Annotated in this window: 12 protein-coding genes and 1 pseudogene; 5 read left to right on the top strand and 8 right to left on the bottom strand. The window is 52.3% G+C overall.

The annotated features are described in order from the left end of the window. Window positions 1-84: 84 nt before the first annotated feature. From DHN55_RS10530 to DHN55_RS10515, 4 genes are all read left to right on the top strand, one after another. Window positions 85-567: a TRAP transporter small permease subunit gene (locus DHN55_RS10530; RefSeq protein WP_108881240.1), complete on the top strand. Its 483-nt coding sequence runs from the start codon at window positions 85-87 to the stop codon at window positions 565-567. Beyond that, window positions 564-1,856, top strand: a complete 1,293-nt coding sequence (locus tag DHN55_RS10525; RefSeq protein WP_108881239.1) for a TRAP transporter large permease subunit — start codon at window positions 564-566, stop codon at window positions 1,854-1,856. The genes DHN55_RS10530 and DHN55_RS10525 overlap by 4 nt, the downstream gene beginning before the upstream one ends. Next, window positions 1,853-3,964: a N,N-dimethylformamidase beta subunit family domain-containing protein gene (locus DHN55_RS10520; RefSeq protein ID WP_108881238.1), complete on the top strand. Its 2,112-nt coding sequence runs from the start codon at window positions 1,853-1,855 to the stop codon at window positions 3,962-3,964. The genes DHN55_RS10525 and DHN55_RS10520 overlap by 4 nt, the downstream gene beginning before the upstream one ends. 806 nt (window positions 3,965-4,770) lie before the next feature. Next, window positions 4,771-5,139 (top strand): hypothetical protein, encoded by a 369-nt coding sequence (locus tag DHN55_RS10515; RefSeq protein ID WP_337660149.1) that lies wholly within the window; start codon window positions 4,771-4,773, stop codon window positions 5,137-5,139. A 589-nt stretch (window positions 5,140-5,728) separates the two neighbouring features. Here DHN55_RS10515 and DHN55_RS10505 read toward each other — a convergent pair. The 8 genes and pseudogenes from DHN55_RS10505 to DHN55_RS22300 all read right to left on the bottom strand — a co-directional run. Further along, the gene (locus tag DHN55_RS10505; RefSeq protein ID WP_337660148.1) at window positions 5,729-6,907 is read right to left on the bottom strand and encodes a glycosyltransferase 61 family protein; all 1,179 of its coding nucleotides are present in this window, start codon (window positions 6,905-6,907) and stop codon (window positions 5,729-5,731) included. 118 nt (window positions 6,908-7,025) lie between these two features. Then, window positions 7,026-7,457 carry a glycosyltransferase gene (locus DHN55_RS10500; RefSeq protein WP_108881235.1) on the bottom strand — a complete coding sequence of 144 codons (432 nt, stop codon included), beginning with the start codon at window positions 7,455-7,457 and terminating at the stop codon, window positions 7,026-7,028. A gap of 42 nt (window positions 7,458-7,499) precedes the next feature. After that, the gene (locus DHN55_RS10495) at window positions 7,500-9,773 is read right to left on the bottom strand and encodes a glycosyltransferase family 4 protein (RefSeq protein WP_337660147.1); all 2,274 of its coding nucleotides are present in this window, start codon (window positions 9,771-9,773) and stop codon (window positions 7,500-7,502) included. 96 nt (window positions 9,774-9,869) lie between these two features. Then, window positions 9,870-10,970, bottom strand: coding sequence for a hypothetical protein (locus tag DHN55_RS10490; protein ID WP_337660146.1), 1,101 nt, complete (start codon window positions 10,968-10,970; stop codon window positions 9,870-9,872). Between the two features lie 336 nt (window positions 10,971-11,306). After that, complete coding sequence (locus DHN55_RS10480; RefSeq protein ID WP_108881231.1) at window positions 11,307-11,690, bottom strand: PqqD family peptide modification chaperone; 384 nt, start codon at window positions 11,688-11,690, stop codon at window positions 11,307-11,309. 111 nt (window positions 11,691-11,801) lie between these two features. Continuing rightward, window positions 11,802-13,400: a nucleotidyltransferase family protein gene (locus DHN55_RS10475; protein WP_337660145.1), complete on the bottom strand. Its 1,599-nt coding sequence runs from the start codon at window positions 13,398-13,400 to the stop codon at window positions 11,802-11,804. 70 nt (window positions 13,401-13,470) lie between these two features. Continuing rightward, window positions 13,471-14,514 carry a glycosyl transferase family 90 gene (locus tag DHN55_RS10470; protein WP_337660144.1) on the bottom strand — a complete coding sequence of 348 codons (1,044 nt, stop codon included), beginning with the start codon at window positions 14,512-14,514 and terminating at the stop codon, window positions 13,471-13,473. A 103-nt stretch (window positions 14,515-14,617) separates the two neighbouring features. Continuing rightward, a pseudogene (locus tag DHN55_RS22300) lies at window positions 14,618-14,821 on the bottom strand (IS3 family transposase); the annotation flags it as partial. Window positions 14,822-14,918: 97 nt separating this feature from the next. On the opposite strand from DHN55_RS22300, the gene DHN55_RS10460 reads away from it, so the two are divergent. Then, window positions 14,919-15,206, top strand: coding sequence for a hypothetical protein (locus DHN55_RS10460; protein WP_108881227.1), 288 nt, complete (start codon window positions 14,919-14,921; stop codon window positions 15,204-15,206). Window positions 15,207-15,289 lie beyond the last annotated feature (83 nt).

Below are 15,289 nucleotides of genomic sequence, written 5' to 3'. Positions count from 1 at the left end.
CCCAATTTTCCTGAGGACTTGGAGGCGCGTCTCCATTCAGGTTACGCGCCTCCCTTTTCGATCCAACTTTCACAGGAGGCTGCGATGCTGTCCAAGCTCGACCGCTATTTTGAAGAGGTCTTGTGCACATTCTTTTTGAGTGTGGTCGTTGGATCGGTACTGCTTCAGGTCGTACAGCGCTTCGTATTCCATTCAGCGTCTGCCTGGGCAGAAGAAACTGCCGTTTACGGGATGATTTTTGCCGTTTACCTCGGCGCGACCATGGCGGTGAGGGACCGGGCGCATATCCGTATCACCTTGCTGGTCAGCCGCCTTCCCCGCCCACTGCAAATCTGCTCGATTGTCCTGGCCGACCTGCTTTGGGTCGGCTTCGTGATCTTCATGATCGTGCAAACAACGACATACACCCAATTGCTGTTCAAGGTGACTTACCAGACACCGGGACTGGGCATCGAGCAGCGCTGGATTCAGATGTTCATCCCGGCTCTCTTCTGCCTCATGCTGTTTCGAATACTGCAGGTCTACTGGCGGTGGCGAGCGGACGGATTCAGGGAGCTGCCGCTATGAATGGCCCGATTGTCATGGCCATGGTCTTCGTTCTTACGATGGCCATTGGCGTCCCGATTCCATTCGCAGCAGGCATCGCAACCGTCGCGGGTCTGATTATTGCGGACATCCCGATGACGCTGATGGCGCAAGCTGCATGGACAGCATTTGAACCTTTTCCGTTGGTCACTATTCCATTGTTCATCCTTGCCGGTCAGCTCATGGAACAAGGTGGGATGTCTGAAAAGCTGGTGAACATCGCCCAGAAGCTCGTCGGGGCTTACAAGGGCGGACTGGGATTGGTCACCGTGGTGGCGTGTATGTTTTTTGCTGCCCTTTCCGGCTCAGGACCTGCGACAACTGCCGCCATTGGTTCCATTACAATTCCTGCCATGCAGGAAGAAGGCTATCGGTCCCGCTTCGCCGGCGCGATAGCGGCTGCGGCCGGTGCATTGGGTTCAATGATACCACCATCGAACCTCCTGATCATCTTCGCACTGGTCACCGACGTCTCGATCCCGCGGCTGTTTCTCGCCGGCATTGTGCCGGGTATCCTGTTGGGCCTGATGTTGATGGTTGTCGTGTTCGTGATCTCTCTGCGAAATGATTACGGTGGAAGCGGCGAAAAGTTCCGCTGGACCCCGCTTCTGGAGGCCCTGTGGGACGGCAAGTGGGCAGTCATGGCGCCGGTTATTATACTGGGCGGGATTTATGCCGGCATCTTCACACCGTCCGAAGCAGCAGGAGTAGCAGTAGCCTATGGTTTGTTTGTTGGTCTGTTCATCTACAAAGGTCTGACCTGGGCCAAGCTTTTTCATGCCTTCAAGTTCACAGCGATAGTGATCGGTACCGTTCTGTTTATCCTGGGCTCCACAAAAGCATTTGGACAGCTTGTTACGATTTTCGACATTCCCGCCGCGGTGCTGGCCTTGTTCCAGGGGCTGGCAGCCCATCCATGGGCAGTGATGCTTTTGATAGGCGCGTTCTATATCGTTGTCGGTATGTGGCTGGAAAGCATTCCGCAGATCATCATTTTTACCGCAGTCTTCTTTCCATTGGCCACAAGCCTTGGAATTGATCCGGTTGTATTCGGTATCTTTACGGTAATGACCTGTGAAATTGGCTTCCTGACGCCGCCTATAGGTGTAAACCTGTTCGTTGCCGCTCGAATAAGCAACATCACAATTGAGGACATCTCGGTCGGCGTCCTGCCATTACTCATTCCTTATGTGGCGATGATCCTGTTGCTGGTATTCTTCAACGAATGGGTCACATACCTTCCAGACCTCGTCTATGGGCCGTTGCGATGAGACAAGACCCGAACCCGCCACTGCTGGGATATGTGGACAGGCTGGAAGCACGTGCTGGCGAAAGTGTGAATTTCAAAGTGTCGTCGGCATCTTCCTTGCCATACGCTGCGCGCCTCACCAGATCGATCAGCGCGGACCCCAACCCCGCCGGCCAGGGAATTGTGGAACAGGATGCTTCTGAGTACTTCGCGCCGGCAACCTTTCCATCAATCCATCAGCCCTTCTATCCGGGTTCTTATGGCGTTGGCCTCGCCAGAGTTTCAGCGGCGGCACATGATGAAATCTCTCTTGGTGCCGTGATTTACCCAACGCTTGTCTGCGATCACGAACAAACGGTCCTGAGCGTCGGGCATTTGTCGGTATCTCTGTCAACGTCCGGACTGTTGGTGTTGCGGTTTGGCGAACGGGAAATTATCTCGAACCTGCAGCCGGTACTGCGGAAGTGGTCCAAGGTTAGAGTCAGGATTACTTCCAACGAGGCGATAGTCCAGTTGACATCTTTGGAACGGGGTGATCAGCAATCATCACAATACGAAGGCACACTCACAGCCGATCTTTCAGTTTCCGGATTTCCGGTGATTGCCGCCCGGTTGGAGAATGACAAGGCAATTGACCATTTCAACGGCAAGATCGAAGCACCCTGGCTTTCCGTTGATGGCAAAACCGTTGCAGCGTGGGATTTCTCAAAGGAAATCCCGACAACGAAAGCCATTGCCTCTGCAGGGCCTGATCTGAAACTTGTGAATTATCCTGCACGGGCCATGACAAGTTCCGCCTGGGATGCTTCCGAAATGAACTGGACCCACAAGCCTGAACATTACGCAGCAATTCATTTCCACGACGATGATATCTATGACTTCGAATGGGACACAGATTTCACATTCACGATACCTGAAGACATGCCGTCCGGCATATATGTAATGCGTTTGAGTTGTGACGGCAGCGAAGACGCGATCCCGTTTTTTGTGACACGGCCCCGTGGCAAACCCAATGCGAAACTCTGTGTCCTGGTATCGACCTTTACCTATACCATTTACGGCAACCACGCGCGGCCGGACTATGCGCCCGAATGGCAGGATCGAATGGACGCATGGGGTGCCTATCCACACAACCCCGCAAATCACCGGTCCTATGGCTTGTCGACATACAACTATCATTCCGACGGCGCCGGCATTTGCCACGCTTCGCATCACCGCCCCCTGTTTAACCTGCGCCCCGGTTTCCTTACATTTGGAACAACACCATGCTCAGGCCTCAGGCACTTTCAGGCCGACAGCCATTTGATTAGCTGGCTGCACGCCAAGGGAATTGAATATGACATTGTGACGGACCAGGATCTGCATCGCGATGGTGTATCTGCAATCCAAGGCTATGAAGCGGTGACGACCGGATCGCACCCCGAATACCATACGGCACAGACACTGAATGCACTGCAGGATTACCGGGACGGTGGCGGCCATCTTCTGTATCTCGGAGCAAACGGGTTTTACTGGCGCATTGCGGTGCACAATGAGAACGACAGCATATTGGAAATTCGCCGGGCTGAAGACGGCATCCGCGCCTGGGCAGCCGAGCCGGGCGAATACTACAACGCATTCGATGGCGGCTATGGCGGATTGTGGCGCAGAAACGCCCGTCCACCGCAGGAACTTGTCGGAATTGGCTTTGCTGCTCAGGGCGAATTTGTTGGTGATCCATATAAACGGGTTTGTACGGATCCCGAATTCGAATGGGTATTCGACGGTATCAAAGATGATATCCTGGGCGACTTCGGATACTCCGGCGGAGGGGCAGCCGGCTTCGAACTTGACCATATCGACTACAGGTTAGGCACACCGGAAAACGCGGTTTTGCTGGCACGTTCCATAACTCGTGATGATGAATTCATGCTTGTGCCTGAAGAGCAGCTGACCCACCTTACCAACCTGACCGGGGGAACCGAAAAAGACGCTCTTAGATCCGACATCGTTCATTTTGATGTGCCAGGCGGCGGATCGGTCTTTGCCGTCGGTTCAATTACGTTCTGTGGCTGCCTGCCCTGGAACAATTTCGATAACAATGTCTCGCAGCTTTTAGAAAACGTCTTGAGAAACAAGCTGTCGGGTTGACCGCGACTCAGCTCCCTGAACGATAGAGCGGTGGTGTGGGCAGTCTGTCGCGAAGCGGTCTCCGGCGCCATTTTCCCTGATATACGCGAAAATACAGGGAAAATTGCCGAAATGAGAAGGCGTCGGTTATCTGACAGTTAAAAATACCGCTTAAAAACAGACGCTTAAGGTTCGATTTCTCTAAAATTGCGAACAGGGAAAGAAATTCGTCTTTCAGCCGAACTTACAAAATCAGCAGGGAAACGCTCTTATCCGCTTCGGATCTAAGCCAAGCAGATAAAACTGCAATCTCGTGAGTGTTGCGCGGATGTGTGCGCTCTATACAATGTGGTTTACTCATCCAGTTAAGCACAGAAGAATTGTCGGACCATCGACGGGCCAACCTGGGGTCGAGCCTGGATGCTACAGTGCCTGGACGTAAAAACCCTATGACGCCGACATTGAACTAGAGATGCGCCGTCGCCACGGCTGTGTCACCGTCACCCGCGAAGCTCGTGACGAAATCTGAAAAGCTTCCCATGAAAGGCAAGAAAAGCAGTACTCCAATGACATTAAAGAACAGGTTGGCAAGTGCAGCCCGGCGTGCAATCAGGCTCATGTTTAGGGGCGCAATGAGAGCAGTGGATGTCGTGCACTCTTAATTTGGGCCACAATCGGTACCAATAATACCGACGAAGGACAGAGTCGGCTCTGGACAGCGGTGGCACTTCTGCTTTGACAGGTCTGCGAACACAGGTAAGGTTTTGACTTTGCGGTTTGTCTCAAGCAACTGATAACACAAACGAGATCCAACGGGAGAAACGTAGATGTTTAGAGTACCTGTCGCAGTTTTGTTCATGTTGCTTGTCGTTCCAGCATCCCACGCTGAAACCGGCTCAAACACGGTTTATACGGCCAAGAAAATCGTCACGATGAACGGCTCTGTTCCTGAAGCATCAGCAGTTGCGGACGGGCGCAAAGCGGGGATGCCGGAACAGCAAAAGAGCTTGCTGCGGATGCCGGGTCAAACTGGGCAGAAGCAACTTTTGACCCGCTCGACAGCCAACCAGCAACTGGCAAGGCCGTTTGCAGACGGTTTCTTTTGTCCGATTCATCAGCGTGTAGAATCGTATGGCACGGTTTTGAACAGAATGTTGGGCCGCTCCTCGGGTAACCTGGCCGGAGATCACAACTGACGGATCTGTCGCGGTTTGATGCCACTTCTTTGATAACATTTGTCGCAACAAGCGGACACTGCCGGAGGAAAACTGGTTGAGACCGTCAGGGCAGTTTTATAGTGCCTCGCTGTAACCAAACACAGTGTATTTCGATGTTTCAAAACCAGTCCCGAAATCATCCCTCTTGCGGTGATGCTCTATGACCGGTTTCCACTCTCACCTCGTAATGTCGAAGACATGTTGCATGAGCGTGGAATCGAATCGAGCCATGAATCGTTCCTATATTGGTGGAACCGATTTGGTCCAATGTTTGCCTCAGTGATCCGGAAGAAACGCGCCCAACGGTAATGATGCTGAACCCGCCATCAAGGGTATTCGCCGCGCGGCATCGGCAAAGCCTGTCATCCAACTGATCTGACGGGCGGTATACCCCCGCAGGCCACGCTGTGCCTAGAGTTCGTGATTTAAAATCTTCCACGAATTATCCGTCTCAAATTTCGTTCTAAGTCACGCAATCTCAGTCGAGCGATATATAATAACCATTCTAATTTACTTATATTTTTGCCAATATATTACTCACGTATTCCTGTATCTTCGTATTTAAATACTAAATCTTTTTTGGAATTCGATGATTGAATATTTTTTCGATAGCAACTAACAATTCAGCTCCGTCCACGAACAGATACTCACGATTGATTGGGTTTCTGTTGGAGTATCCGTCATAGCGGTCGACCCCCAATTCCGTGTACTGTCTATCCAACAGGCGACATAGGTTGTGGTAATCCGCCTTGTGAAAGTAAGGACGTACGGTCAATTCGCTGTCGCATTCTTCGTGGTCCGCCAGCATACCGTGAAAATGTAGGTCACATACTGGGTCACAGTTCCAGTGCTTTCTAAAGTTGTATTCTATCACCCCGCAATGCAGGGGCGTAAATATGATGTTTGAGCAGCCCGCCCCGTGGGCCGAGATGAATATCCTGGCGCCCCGGCACAATTGCGCCTGGTCTTTAGGTGTCATCGTGGAAAAATCACAGGATCTGAAAGGGATGCCGAGTTTGCCGAGTGAATTGTATAAATACTCTTGAAGAGGTAGACCGGAATTTTTCTCCATCAAATACCGGTTACCCACAGGGCGCTGGTTGAGCAAAACATAATCCTGTTCGGGGACCGTGGTACCGGTATTTTCCTTGATGAATTCGGTCAGCCGTATGTACTCCGCATTCGGAGGATAGTCTATAAATTTATGATGAATGTATCCATTAGAAGTATTAACCAGTACAGAATTGGCAATCCGGTAAAATTCAACCGCTCTGATGTATATCGCTTGGCAGAAAATTCTATAAAAAACAAATAGCCGCCATTTTTGACACGGGTCATTCTTGTCTATGTTATCTTCTATGATAAATATATTGCTTATTTTTAAATTTGAGGGATCTATATTAGCCAGCGAAAAGAATTCCAAGTGTAAACTATGAAATATATTGTTATCATCGAATCGAGTTACATAGTTAATAGATGAAGTCCTCTCACCTTGCGTTAAATAATCGGGGTTCCGGATGTTGTTGTCCGGGCTATGTGGATCCAGATATCGGGGCCTGTCCTTCCACCCCATGTTGAGGTGATGGAACACCCAGCTATCCGTCACGATGTAGAATGCGGCCTTGGTTGACCGCATTTTCATCCGCTCCTGAATATCAAATTCGTTGTTTCCGAACGGACGTTCGGGATCGAAGAACCGCCAGTCATCAAACAGCTTGAGCTCCGGCCTGCCCAGGGTGAAGCCCATGCAGAACCCCAGCAATCTCTTTGTGCGTCTCAGACCTTTGAACTTGGGGCCCGTTGCCAACTGCCGTTTTCCTCCCCCCGGCCGGTTCGTCAACGGGCTATAAATACAAAAGTCGGATTCAATGGCCTGGATGAAATTGCCCCCAGGTGTTGTCAACGATGACATCGTGATTCACGAGAATTACTTTGGCAAAGCCATGTTCTCGCGCCCTGCGTATTCCGTCATTCCAGGTTCCGGTAAGACCTCCGAAGGTTTTCTGGTCGTCAATGCGGATAAATTCGACTTCCGATCGGCTATCCGCAAGTTTCCTGAGGTTTTCAACTTCGGGATCGGTCGATTCATTGTCGTAAACATAAATACGGGCGCCACCGCTATGTTTCAGTAACGATTGCAGGCAGGGAAGCCCGAACATTTCAATGTGGTTGTGAACCGTAAGAATGATGGCACAATCAGAATTTTGACTTCCTTTTTTGACAATCATCAACGTCCACGAAAATGCAATCCAAGCCTGCTGACTGCCGTTGCCGTCGCGCTGTCTAACAGTGGTCAATCGGTGAGCGCGGCGTCAACTTCTGCAAGCATGCGGCCAAAGTCAGATTGTCTCGTCCTTGTGCAGGCGCGTGACCGCGGCACTGGTTACCAGGTCGCGCAACGCAGTCTCGCGTTTGTACTTGCTCGCCATTGCATCGCGCTTGGCAACCAGGCGACGGGGCACGGTGCCTTTGAGTTCTTGCATGTATTTCTCCATGTGGTCGACGGAATTGGCCCAGTGCAGGCGGTCCTTCACCAACTTGAACCCAGCGGCTCGCTTTTCTTCCAGCGCCGGTCGGCCTGCGTCGTACACTTCGCGCATTTTGGCCGCCAGATCTTTCACCCCAATTTCGCAAAAATCGACTGATTGCACTTCCATCACAAAACCCGCGGCCAGTCTGAAAGTCCGCGCATATGGCAGTTTTATTCGACGCGCCGGTACGAAAAAAGACGTCTCAGGCGAACAAAAATCCAAGCAAGCGCCGAAATTAGGAACAATGGCCGGCGTTCCGCTCGCCATGGCCTCTGCAATCGGCAGGGCAAAACCCTCTGCCCGATACGGGAACACTCCGACATCGCAACTGCGGAAAATCGCCGCCAGGTCCTCGCGATCAAGATGATCGTCAATGTGGACAATGTTTGGTGGGTCGTTGACGTCGCTGTCTCCCAAGATCTCTTCAACTTCGTTGAAGCCCTGATAGTGGAGGTTTTGCGAATTTCCCTTTATCACAAGGGATACTTTGTCAGACCCCGAAAATGTCGACTGGTACGCCTTGATCAGTGTGTCAATTCCCTTACGCAGGACGGCTCCCCCAACGAAAAGAAACGTAAAGTCATCGGGTGGAACGTAGGGGGACTTGGCGCCATCCGGTCGAAACGCCTCGGGATCAACGCCAAGCGGAATGACCCGAATGAGGTCGGGATCTATGCCACTTGCCTGCGCCTGTTGTGCTATCCAATCTGTATAGACCCAAAGTTGATCAAACTCTTCTTCGATCTTGCTTGCCCAGTTCTGAGGGTACGGCCCAAAATCCGAAGTTCGAACGGCAATATAATGGCCGGTTTCTGGTGGCACGAAGGTTTCAAAATCTTTCGAATAGTCATGCAAAATCACGTGGTCGGCCGGCAGATCGGTGTCCAGGCTCGCATCTGTGGTGTATCCGCGGGAATTTAGTTCCCGCGCCCAGGCCCCATTGACGATTGTGTTGGATTCTTTGCCGTCAATCCCGCCAACAAAAACGACGGTTTTCTTGTCACGCGCCGGCTTTGACTTCGCGCACAGAGTTTCTATTGTCTTGGCAACCACGTGCGCTGGCTCAGCCTTCAGAAAGGCACGGGCACGCAATTCCGCTGAATCCAACTGTTTCGAACCAATTGTCTGTCCGTCCAGCTGGTCGCGCAGTCTTTGCTCCCAAACTTCAATGCTTGTGAATTCGTCCACCCCCGAGGGACCGTCACCGATAATTTTGCACAGGCCACCTGTTCGACTTGCCAGAATTGGAATTCTGTTTGCCATCGCCTCGACCGCTATGCGCCCAAACGGTTCCGGCCATTGAGATGGGACGAGCACGAGCTTGCTGCTCGCAAGGAAGTCGCGCGGCCGCATGTGCCCCGGCAATTTAACGTTCTGGCAGGCCACGGCATCTTCGATGATCTTAGGAGGAAACTCGTTTCCCGGTGCGCCAGCCAGCATGAACTCTTCGTTCGGAAATCGACGTGCGAGCTCCAGAAAAATCTCGATTCCCTTGTGGGGGCTGGCACATACGGCAGTAATAAACCGACCGTCGCGGTCAGATGATTCTTGAATCAGGGCTTCCTGGTCGTCCCATGCGTTTGGCAATACGTCACTTTGCACCTGTGATCTGTTGTGCAGAAACTGCTGCATGAATTCAGAACAGGTGAAAACATGATCCGCAGTCTCAAGAACAAAGTCGATGTCGGCCTGTGGCAGAGGGCGAAAGCCCGGGTGAATTGCCCAGGCACACCGCTCCTGTTCATTTGGCGGCGTATATTCATAGCCGTGAATGGACAGGATACATGGAACTCCAAAACGGGCGCCGACTTTGAAAGCCATCACGGCATCGTGCAGCGAGCCGATGATGATATCCGGTTTTTCCGCCCGGGTAATCTCGGTCAACTCTTCCAGGTCACGAAATCCGCGCAGGCGAGTCCCATCGCGAACCTCGTCGTGCGGGATTGGGTGGCGGGAGAGCATTTCGCACTCGAACTCATAATGTTCCCGCAATCGTCGCAACAACAGCGAGGCGGTCTTTTCGGCTCCGCCAGAGATCCGAATTGCATCGCTGATAACGTAGAATACTTTCGTAGAGTTCATTTCATTTTCCAGTTTGACAGCGAAGTCCAGGGAGATGCACGGTTTAACAAATCCGTGGACGTGCAAGACGGGAGAATACCCGCAGAAAATTCGGCCCTATTCATCTGATCTGAGAAAATCAAAGAGATCATCGAGACCCTTGAAATCGCGGCTGAGTGTCAGTTCAAACACCGAAACCCGGTCAGCGATATCTGTAAGCATCTGCAGTGTCTTCGAATGGTCGCTGTGTCCCGCGAAACGATTGGCCGGGACAAGGATGCTCATCAACCGCATGACCAACTGGCTTGGCGGCAACCTCTTGATCAGAAAGTTCTCACCCACTTTTGGGAAAAAGATCCTATGAAGGCCATGATCGACGTATGGATCAGTGGAAAATTGAGTGGCTGTTCTGATCTCTTTCTTCAGAAAGCCGCCAAACTCCTGCGGCCGGACGTCCAATTTACCAAACAGGTATGCTTCGGTATCAGGCATAATCCGCATCCGTTCGTCGCAACCGCTGACCAAGACAGATTTGCCATCAAAGCGCATCATGACATCGTCGTCCGCGAGGATAAGACCGCCACGCTTGGCCAGGTATGCACATGTTGTGCTTTTCCCTGCACCACGGTCCCCGATGAATGCATTGGCCTTTCCGTCCAAAGATACCGCCGAGGAATGCAGCCTGATATACCCCATCTGAAAGAGTATCTTGTTCAGCAATACAACAAGGTACATATGTCTCCGGTCCATTCGCAAGCTCGTGTCCATGACCGTCAATCGAACACGCGGCGCCCCATTGCCAAAGGTCGTTCGGGTGAACATTGCCTCGGTGTACAACTCACCCGGTGGGACAATCACCAATCCGTCCTCCGGAATTTCGACATCTGGTTTTCCGGGATTCTCAACAATATCAAGATAGAGTTCGGCGGGAGGGATCTTATCTAAATCGTGCAACGCAGCAGCATAGATTGCAGCAAAATCTTCCAGATACATGCGGCTTGGGGCGCTTATATGGATGCAGAGATTCCCGAGACGCAGCGCTCCAAATTGGCGCTCGGAATCTGTGTCAATAAAATCCGTCACATCAAAGAACGCCTTTTGGCGCGCCTTAGGGTTCTTGGTATTTTCCCCAGTGCCGAAAGCGTCTCGCGGACCACTGCTCGACCCGTGGCCCGCAGTGCCACAAGCCGCCACTCCAGGCTTGACGACGTAATCCAAGATCCATCGCGGCACCTGGCCTCGGCTCGGCCAAGAACGTCATCGGCTTGAACATCGTCGACGTACTCTGGCCAACCGTCGCAGCGAACACTCAGCCCAGCGGCGCCTTTAAACAAAACACGCCGGGTTGGAAACTTGTCCTCGCTTCGATACGTTACAATGTCCCCGCACTTGATGTCTTCCCAGGACACAGGCCTTACGATGACCAAATCCCCTTCCCGTAGAAAAGGCAGCATACTCAATCCATGAAAATACAGAGCATGCTGTTCGGATGACAGCTCGAGTTGAAGCTCTTTTCCGACTAGTTTCACCTGCGCTGAGTTCATTTTGCCGGATTCACTCACCGCTAAGAATTAGCTGCTCGAGTTCCCCGTGGCGTTCCAAAATGGGCTTCTCGTATATTTCGGGCAAATCGACGTCATCGCCACCGTCAATGAACTTCGCTTCTGCGTTGTCTCCAGCTTTCAGGATAAGGCCTTCGGCTTCCAGCACTGCGATGGCGTCTTGGATGTCGCCCTCCAATTCCCCGGAATTCTTACCAAAATGACTCTCCATCGTGCTTGATATTTCGACCGGGCTACGACTGGAAACGATCAGCTCGCGCAAGACGAAAGAACCTGTTTGATTCAAGCTGTAATAGGCTGAAGTTTCAGCGTTAATCATCACCGCTTCTCGATCGATAAAACGGCAAGCTGATTGGTCCCCTTTAAGCGTATACATCTTCCTACCTATTCCGTTTTCAAATTCCAATGGACAGTGGACTAAAATTCTTCAAGACGTCCACTAATATAGAAACGCAATCCCAAGTTCTGCCACTTCACAAAAAAGACTTCAACCATCCAATGGCGGTTCAATCCTGAAAAAATGTGCCCTGACCGCAAGCGGCTTGTATCGATCAGCAAATTCTTGCGTTTCGTTCCCCCTGAGGTGACGACTTGGGCGGGCCTCCAACCAGATACTTTGGTCTTCGACCAGCAGATCCAGTGATCCGCTAAATCGCAAAATCACAACCCCCGATCGGCGCCAAAAGGTTCGCGCTCGAAGCCCCACCAAGTGCCGGGTATCCGTATTCAATTCAAACTCGATGGATCGGGTAGTGCCGGGACGGTCAATCTCCACCTCAAGCTTGAACTGGCAATGATGATTTCGCTGATCGTCAATTTTGAAAAGCTGAACTTTCTCTTCCGCAGGTGTGTGAGAAACGCCGTCCTTTATGGCGTGCGTAGTGACTCGCCCAACTATCGTAGGCCCGGTCCCAGCGGCCTTTTTCTCGCGCCTCCTGTCGATTGCCAGGGCAACTCCACGCCCAGCCATTGACACCAGATTCCAGTCCGTCCGCGGCTTTGCTCGCAGCACTGAAGAAACACGCGAAAGGTAACTTGACCCCCGGTTGTCAAATAACTGCGCCATAAAATCCGAAGGTATGGAACACCCGAGATGTCTTTCCAGATAGCTGAAGGCACACTGCGCCGGAACCGCTGATCCAGTACGATCCAGCGTTTTGGCTAGCCTGTCCCAATCCATGTTGTTTTCCATCAGAAACCGAGCGCAATCGACCAACCAATCGCTGTGATCATGTGATTCTCGACCGCTATGACCGATCGCCAGGGCAATCCGGTCCGATGGACATGGTACCAAAACCGTAACCCCGAAAAAATCTGCTTTTTGTGACTTCTTCCAAAGGTCGTCTTCCAACTCCAAATCCGGTGCTGCACTTCTAAATGCCCATTGGTGCAGGTCGATATCTCCAAACAGCCCTTTGAAAAAATTCAGGGACCGAATGTTACGTATTCGTGGCGCGATACGGAGTCGGGACTCACCCCGGACGTAGCTCCAACCTTCCTCAAAAAGCAACTCAATCGCCTCTGCGAAGTCGCCAGATTTAACGACGATATCCAGGTCATAAGACACTCTGGCAAGCTGCTCGTCGGGACGCAACGCAATCCGGGCACCACCTTTGATAAGCATCGGGACAATGCCCGCCCCCTCAAGCCTGCGCAGAACTGGTGTTGCCGTTGCAACTGACATGCTTGACGTCGTCCACAACTGCCGTTGCAACTTCACAAGGTCGTCATACTGGGGAAGATCTGCCAGCTCCCTTCCAAAGCGATGAGCAACGGCTGCTAGAAGGCGCTGTTCGCGGAATTCCGTCTCTTCAATTTTCTGATTGCAGATCCATTGTCTAAATGTAGCAAGCGCACGATCCCGATCAGGACAAACCGCTGCACAGATCAACTGATCCGTTGGTCCCGACGGCCATGCCCAACTCGGATTGGGAAACCGGCGGAAAAGACGGTCTTCGCGGGCAATCTTAACTGTTGCGATGTTCCGTCCTTTCGCTGCAATGTCTTTCAATATGGACTGATAACCATGAGCTGGCAACCGACTAAACTTCAGCCTGGCAAGCGGTGCCGGGGTGTTTCCAATCATTGAACGGTCAATAAACTCAGATGAAGATGGTGTCGCCCAACCTTGCTCTGGGTGATTGGCGCAACGCTCGTCAGGCGGACCGCGCAAAGGCCGCATTGATGCGCTGAACGGCAGCTTTCTTCTCGGCTTCGTAGGCGATCTCGTTTGCGAGGGTCCGTCCATTGGCTGCGATCTGCCGGCACTCCGCATCGTGTTCGCGACACCATGCGATCGTTTGCTTGAGGTCGGAAAGGTCCGACTCTATCGGAATGAAATGCACCCATGGTACAAGTGAATCATAGAACCACTGGCACCAGTTTTCGGACGAGCCCACCTTAAGCACGCAGCAGCCGAGAATTAGACGGCACAGCATTGTGCCGAACGAGTTCGAGTTGCCGTCGATGTCAATTGCGAATTTGTGCCGTGCCCAGGCCTCCACCGGCACGCGCGTGCCCATGATCCCGGCTTGCGCGAGGCGATCCCGGTCCAAATCGGGACTTTTCGATTGAACGATATCGGTGATCTTCATGTCGGTTCCAGGGATTTTTTTCGCCAACAGGCATAGTTGAATCCGTGGAAGCAGTTGATCGGGGATCATCTCGGGGTTGCTTAAATCGCCGGAGCCGGTCGTTGCACCTCGCCAGAGTACCGTTGGGTCGCGTGATGTCCATTCCTGCCAGTTGAGATCAGCCCATTGACGGAGGTCTGCATAACCCTTTGTCTGTAGAAACGAATAATCCGGAATGAGAGCTGCGGCCTGCCCAGGCGTGGCGCAAAATGCAATCATGAGATGATGATCCGCATCCTCGGAGGTGACGCCCTCACCAATACAGACAATGGTCTTTGTTGCGATGCAATCGGGGTGCTGCAGCAATTCCAGCACCCAAGGTGCACGATTTCTGAATGTTTGTCCCAACCGTCTCCCACTCTTGCGGTCGGTGTAGATATTGAAGCCCTTGGACGTTCGTTCGACCTCCAGCACCCCCCGGCGATACATAGGCTTGTCGAAAAACTTTATCCTCGCGGACCTGCCACTGGCCCGTGACACTGTCAACGAAATGGCCCGATCAGTTTGCCAGTGCAGGGGCCTCCGCAGTAGCGATGCAAGCCGGGACAGATCAATCGGGTACTTCATCGGTCTTATCGCTCTTGGCATTCTGATGGAATCCGTCGGCAGATGTTTTAGGGCAATCTGAAGTCAGAACCAAGAGAGTATCTGGCTCATCCGGATGGTCATTTTATTCGGCAGCTCTGCGGTGGTGCAATCGCCCGGATTCAAGTGCCCGTCGTTTGAGCCTTTCTCGTTGCGGCAGGAAGGTCTGGCCGCGTCCGAAGTAGACGTCGGCAGGCGCGAGGTTGTTCAGGCTCTCGTGATAACGCAGGTGGTTGTCGTGATCGACGAACGCTGCGACCTGGGCGTTGAGGTCGCCTGGCAAGAAGGAAGCGTGACTTGCCACGCAGGAATGTGCAGGACATCAACTATTTCGATATCTTAGCGCCCACCCGCACCTGAAGGAGCGGATAGAGTTCGCCGGTCCCATGGATGAAGTTGAACAGTTTGATCTTTACCGCAGAGCATTGTTCGCGATCATGCTGTCGTTTACTAACGGTCAGGGGGATGTGGTGTCTGCCTGTCTCGACTTTTCGCTCCCGGTTATCGTTTCAACGCATCCAGCTTTGATAGAGGCGGCACAGGGCCTCATGCCGATGATTGATCCCAACGACCGGGACGGTTGGTTGGCTCGCATTCTCCAGTTGACAGAAAACAAGACCGACCTGGCGGATATACAACGGTCTATTGTCCGAATCCATCGGCCGACTGTATAGTATGAGAGCTACAATACGATCCTTGCAGCGATCACTGAGTATTCCTGACCGTTGGAGGCGGGACGCACGATCTACTATAGAGA

Source organism: Anderseniella sp. Alg231-50, from assembly GCF_900149695.1.
Taxonomy (GTDB): Bacteria; Pseudomonadota; Alphaproteobacteria; order Rhizobiales; family Aestuariivirgaceae; genus Anderseniella.
This window is presented reverse-complemented; position numbering and strand designations above follow the sequence as displayed.

What these genes read in the sequence shown, in the direction of transcription:
- DHN55_RS10460 (WP_108881227.1), top strand. Translation starts at nt 14,919, where the DNA reads ATGGATGAAGTTGAACAGTTTGATCTTTACCGCAGAGCATTGTTCGCG.
- DHN55_RS10495 (WP_337660147.1), bottom strand. Translation starts at nt 9,773, where the DNA reads ATGAACTCTACGAAAGTATTCTACGTTATCAGCGATGCAATTCGGATC.
- DHN55_RS10475 (WP_337660145.1), bottom strand. Translation starts at nt 13,400, where the DNA reads ATGATTGGAAACACCCCGGCACCGCTTGCCAGGCTGAAGTTTAGTCGG.
- DHN55_RS10525 (WP_108881239.1), top strand. Translation starts at nt 564, where the DNA reads ATGAATGGCCCGATTGTCATGGCCATGGTCTTCGTTCTTACGATGGCC.
- DHN55_RS10515 (WP_337660149.1), top strand. Translation starts at nt 4,771, where the DNA reads ATGTTTAGAGTACCTGTCGCAGTTTTGTTCATGTTGCTTGTCGTTCCA.
- DHN55_RS10470 (WP_337660144.1), bottom strand. Translation starts at nt 14,514, where the DNA reads ATGAAGTACCCGATTGATCTGTCCCGGCTTGCATCGCTACTGCGGAGG.
- DHN55_RS10480 (WP_108881231.1), bottom strand. Translation starts at nt 11,690, where the DNA reads ATGTATACGCTTAAAGGGGACCAATCAGCTTGCCGTTTTATCGATCGA.
- DHN55_RS10520 (WP_108881238.1), top strand. Translation starts at nt 1,853, where the DNA reads ATGAGACAAGACCCGAACCCGCCACTGCTGGGATATGTGGACAGGCTG.
- DHN55_RS10530 (WP_108881240.1), top strand. Translation starts at nt 85, where the DNA reads ATGCTGTCCAAGCTCGACCGCTATTTTGAAGAGGTCTTGTGCACATTC.
- DHN55_RS10505 (WP_337660148.1), bottom strand. Translation starts at nt 6,907, where the DNA reads ATGGGCTTCACCCTGGGCAGGCCGGAGCTCAAGCTGTTTGATGACTGG.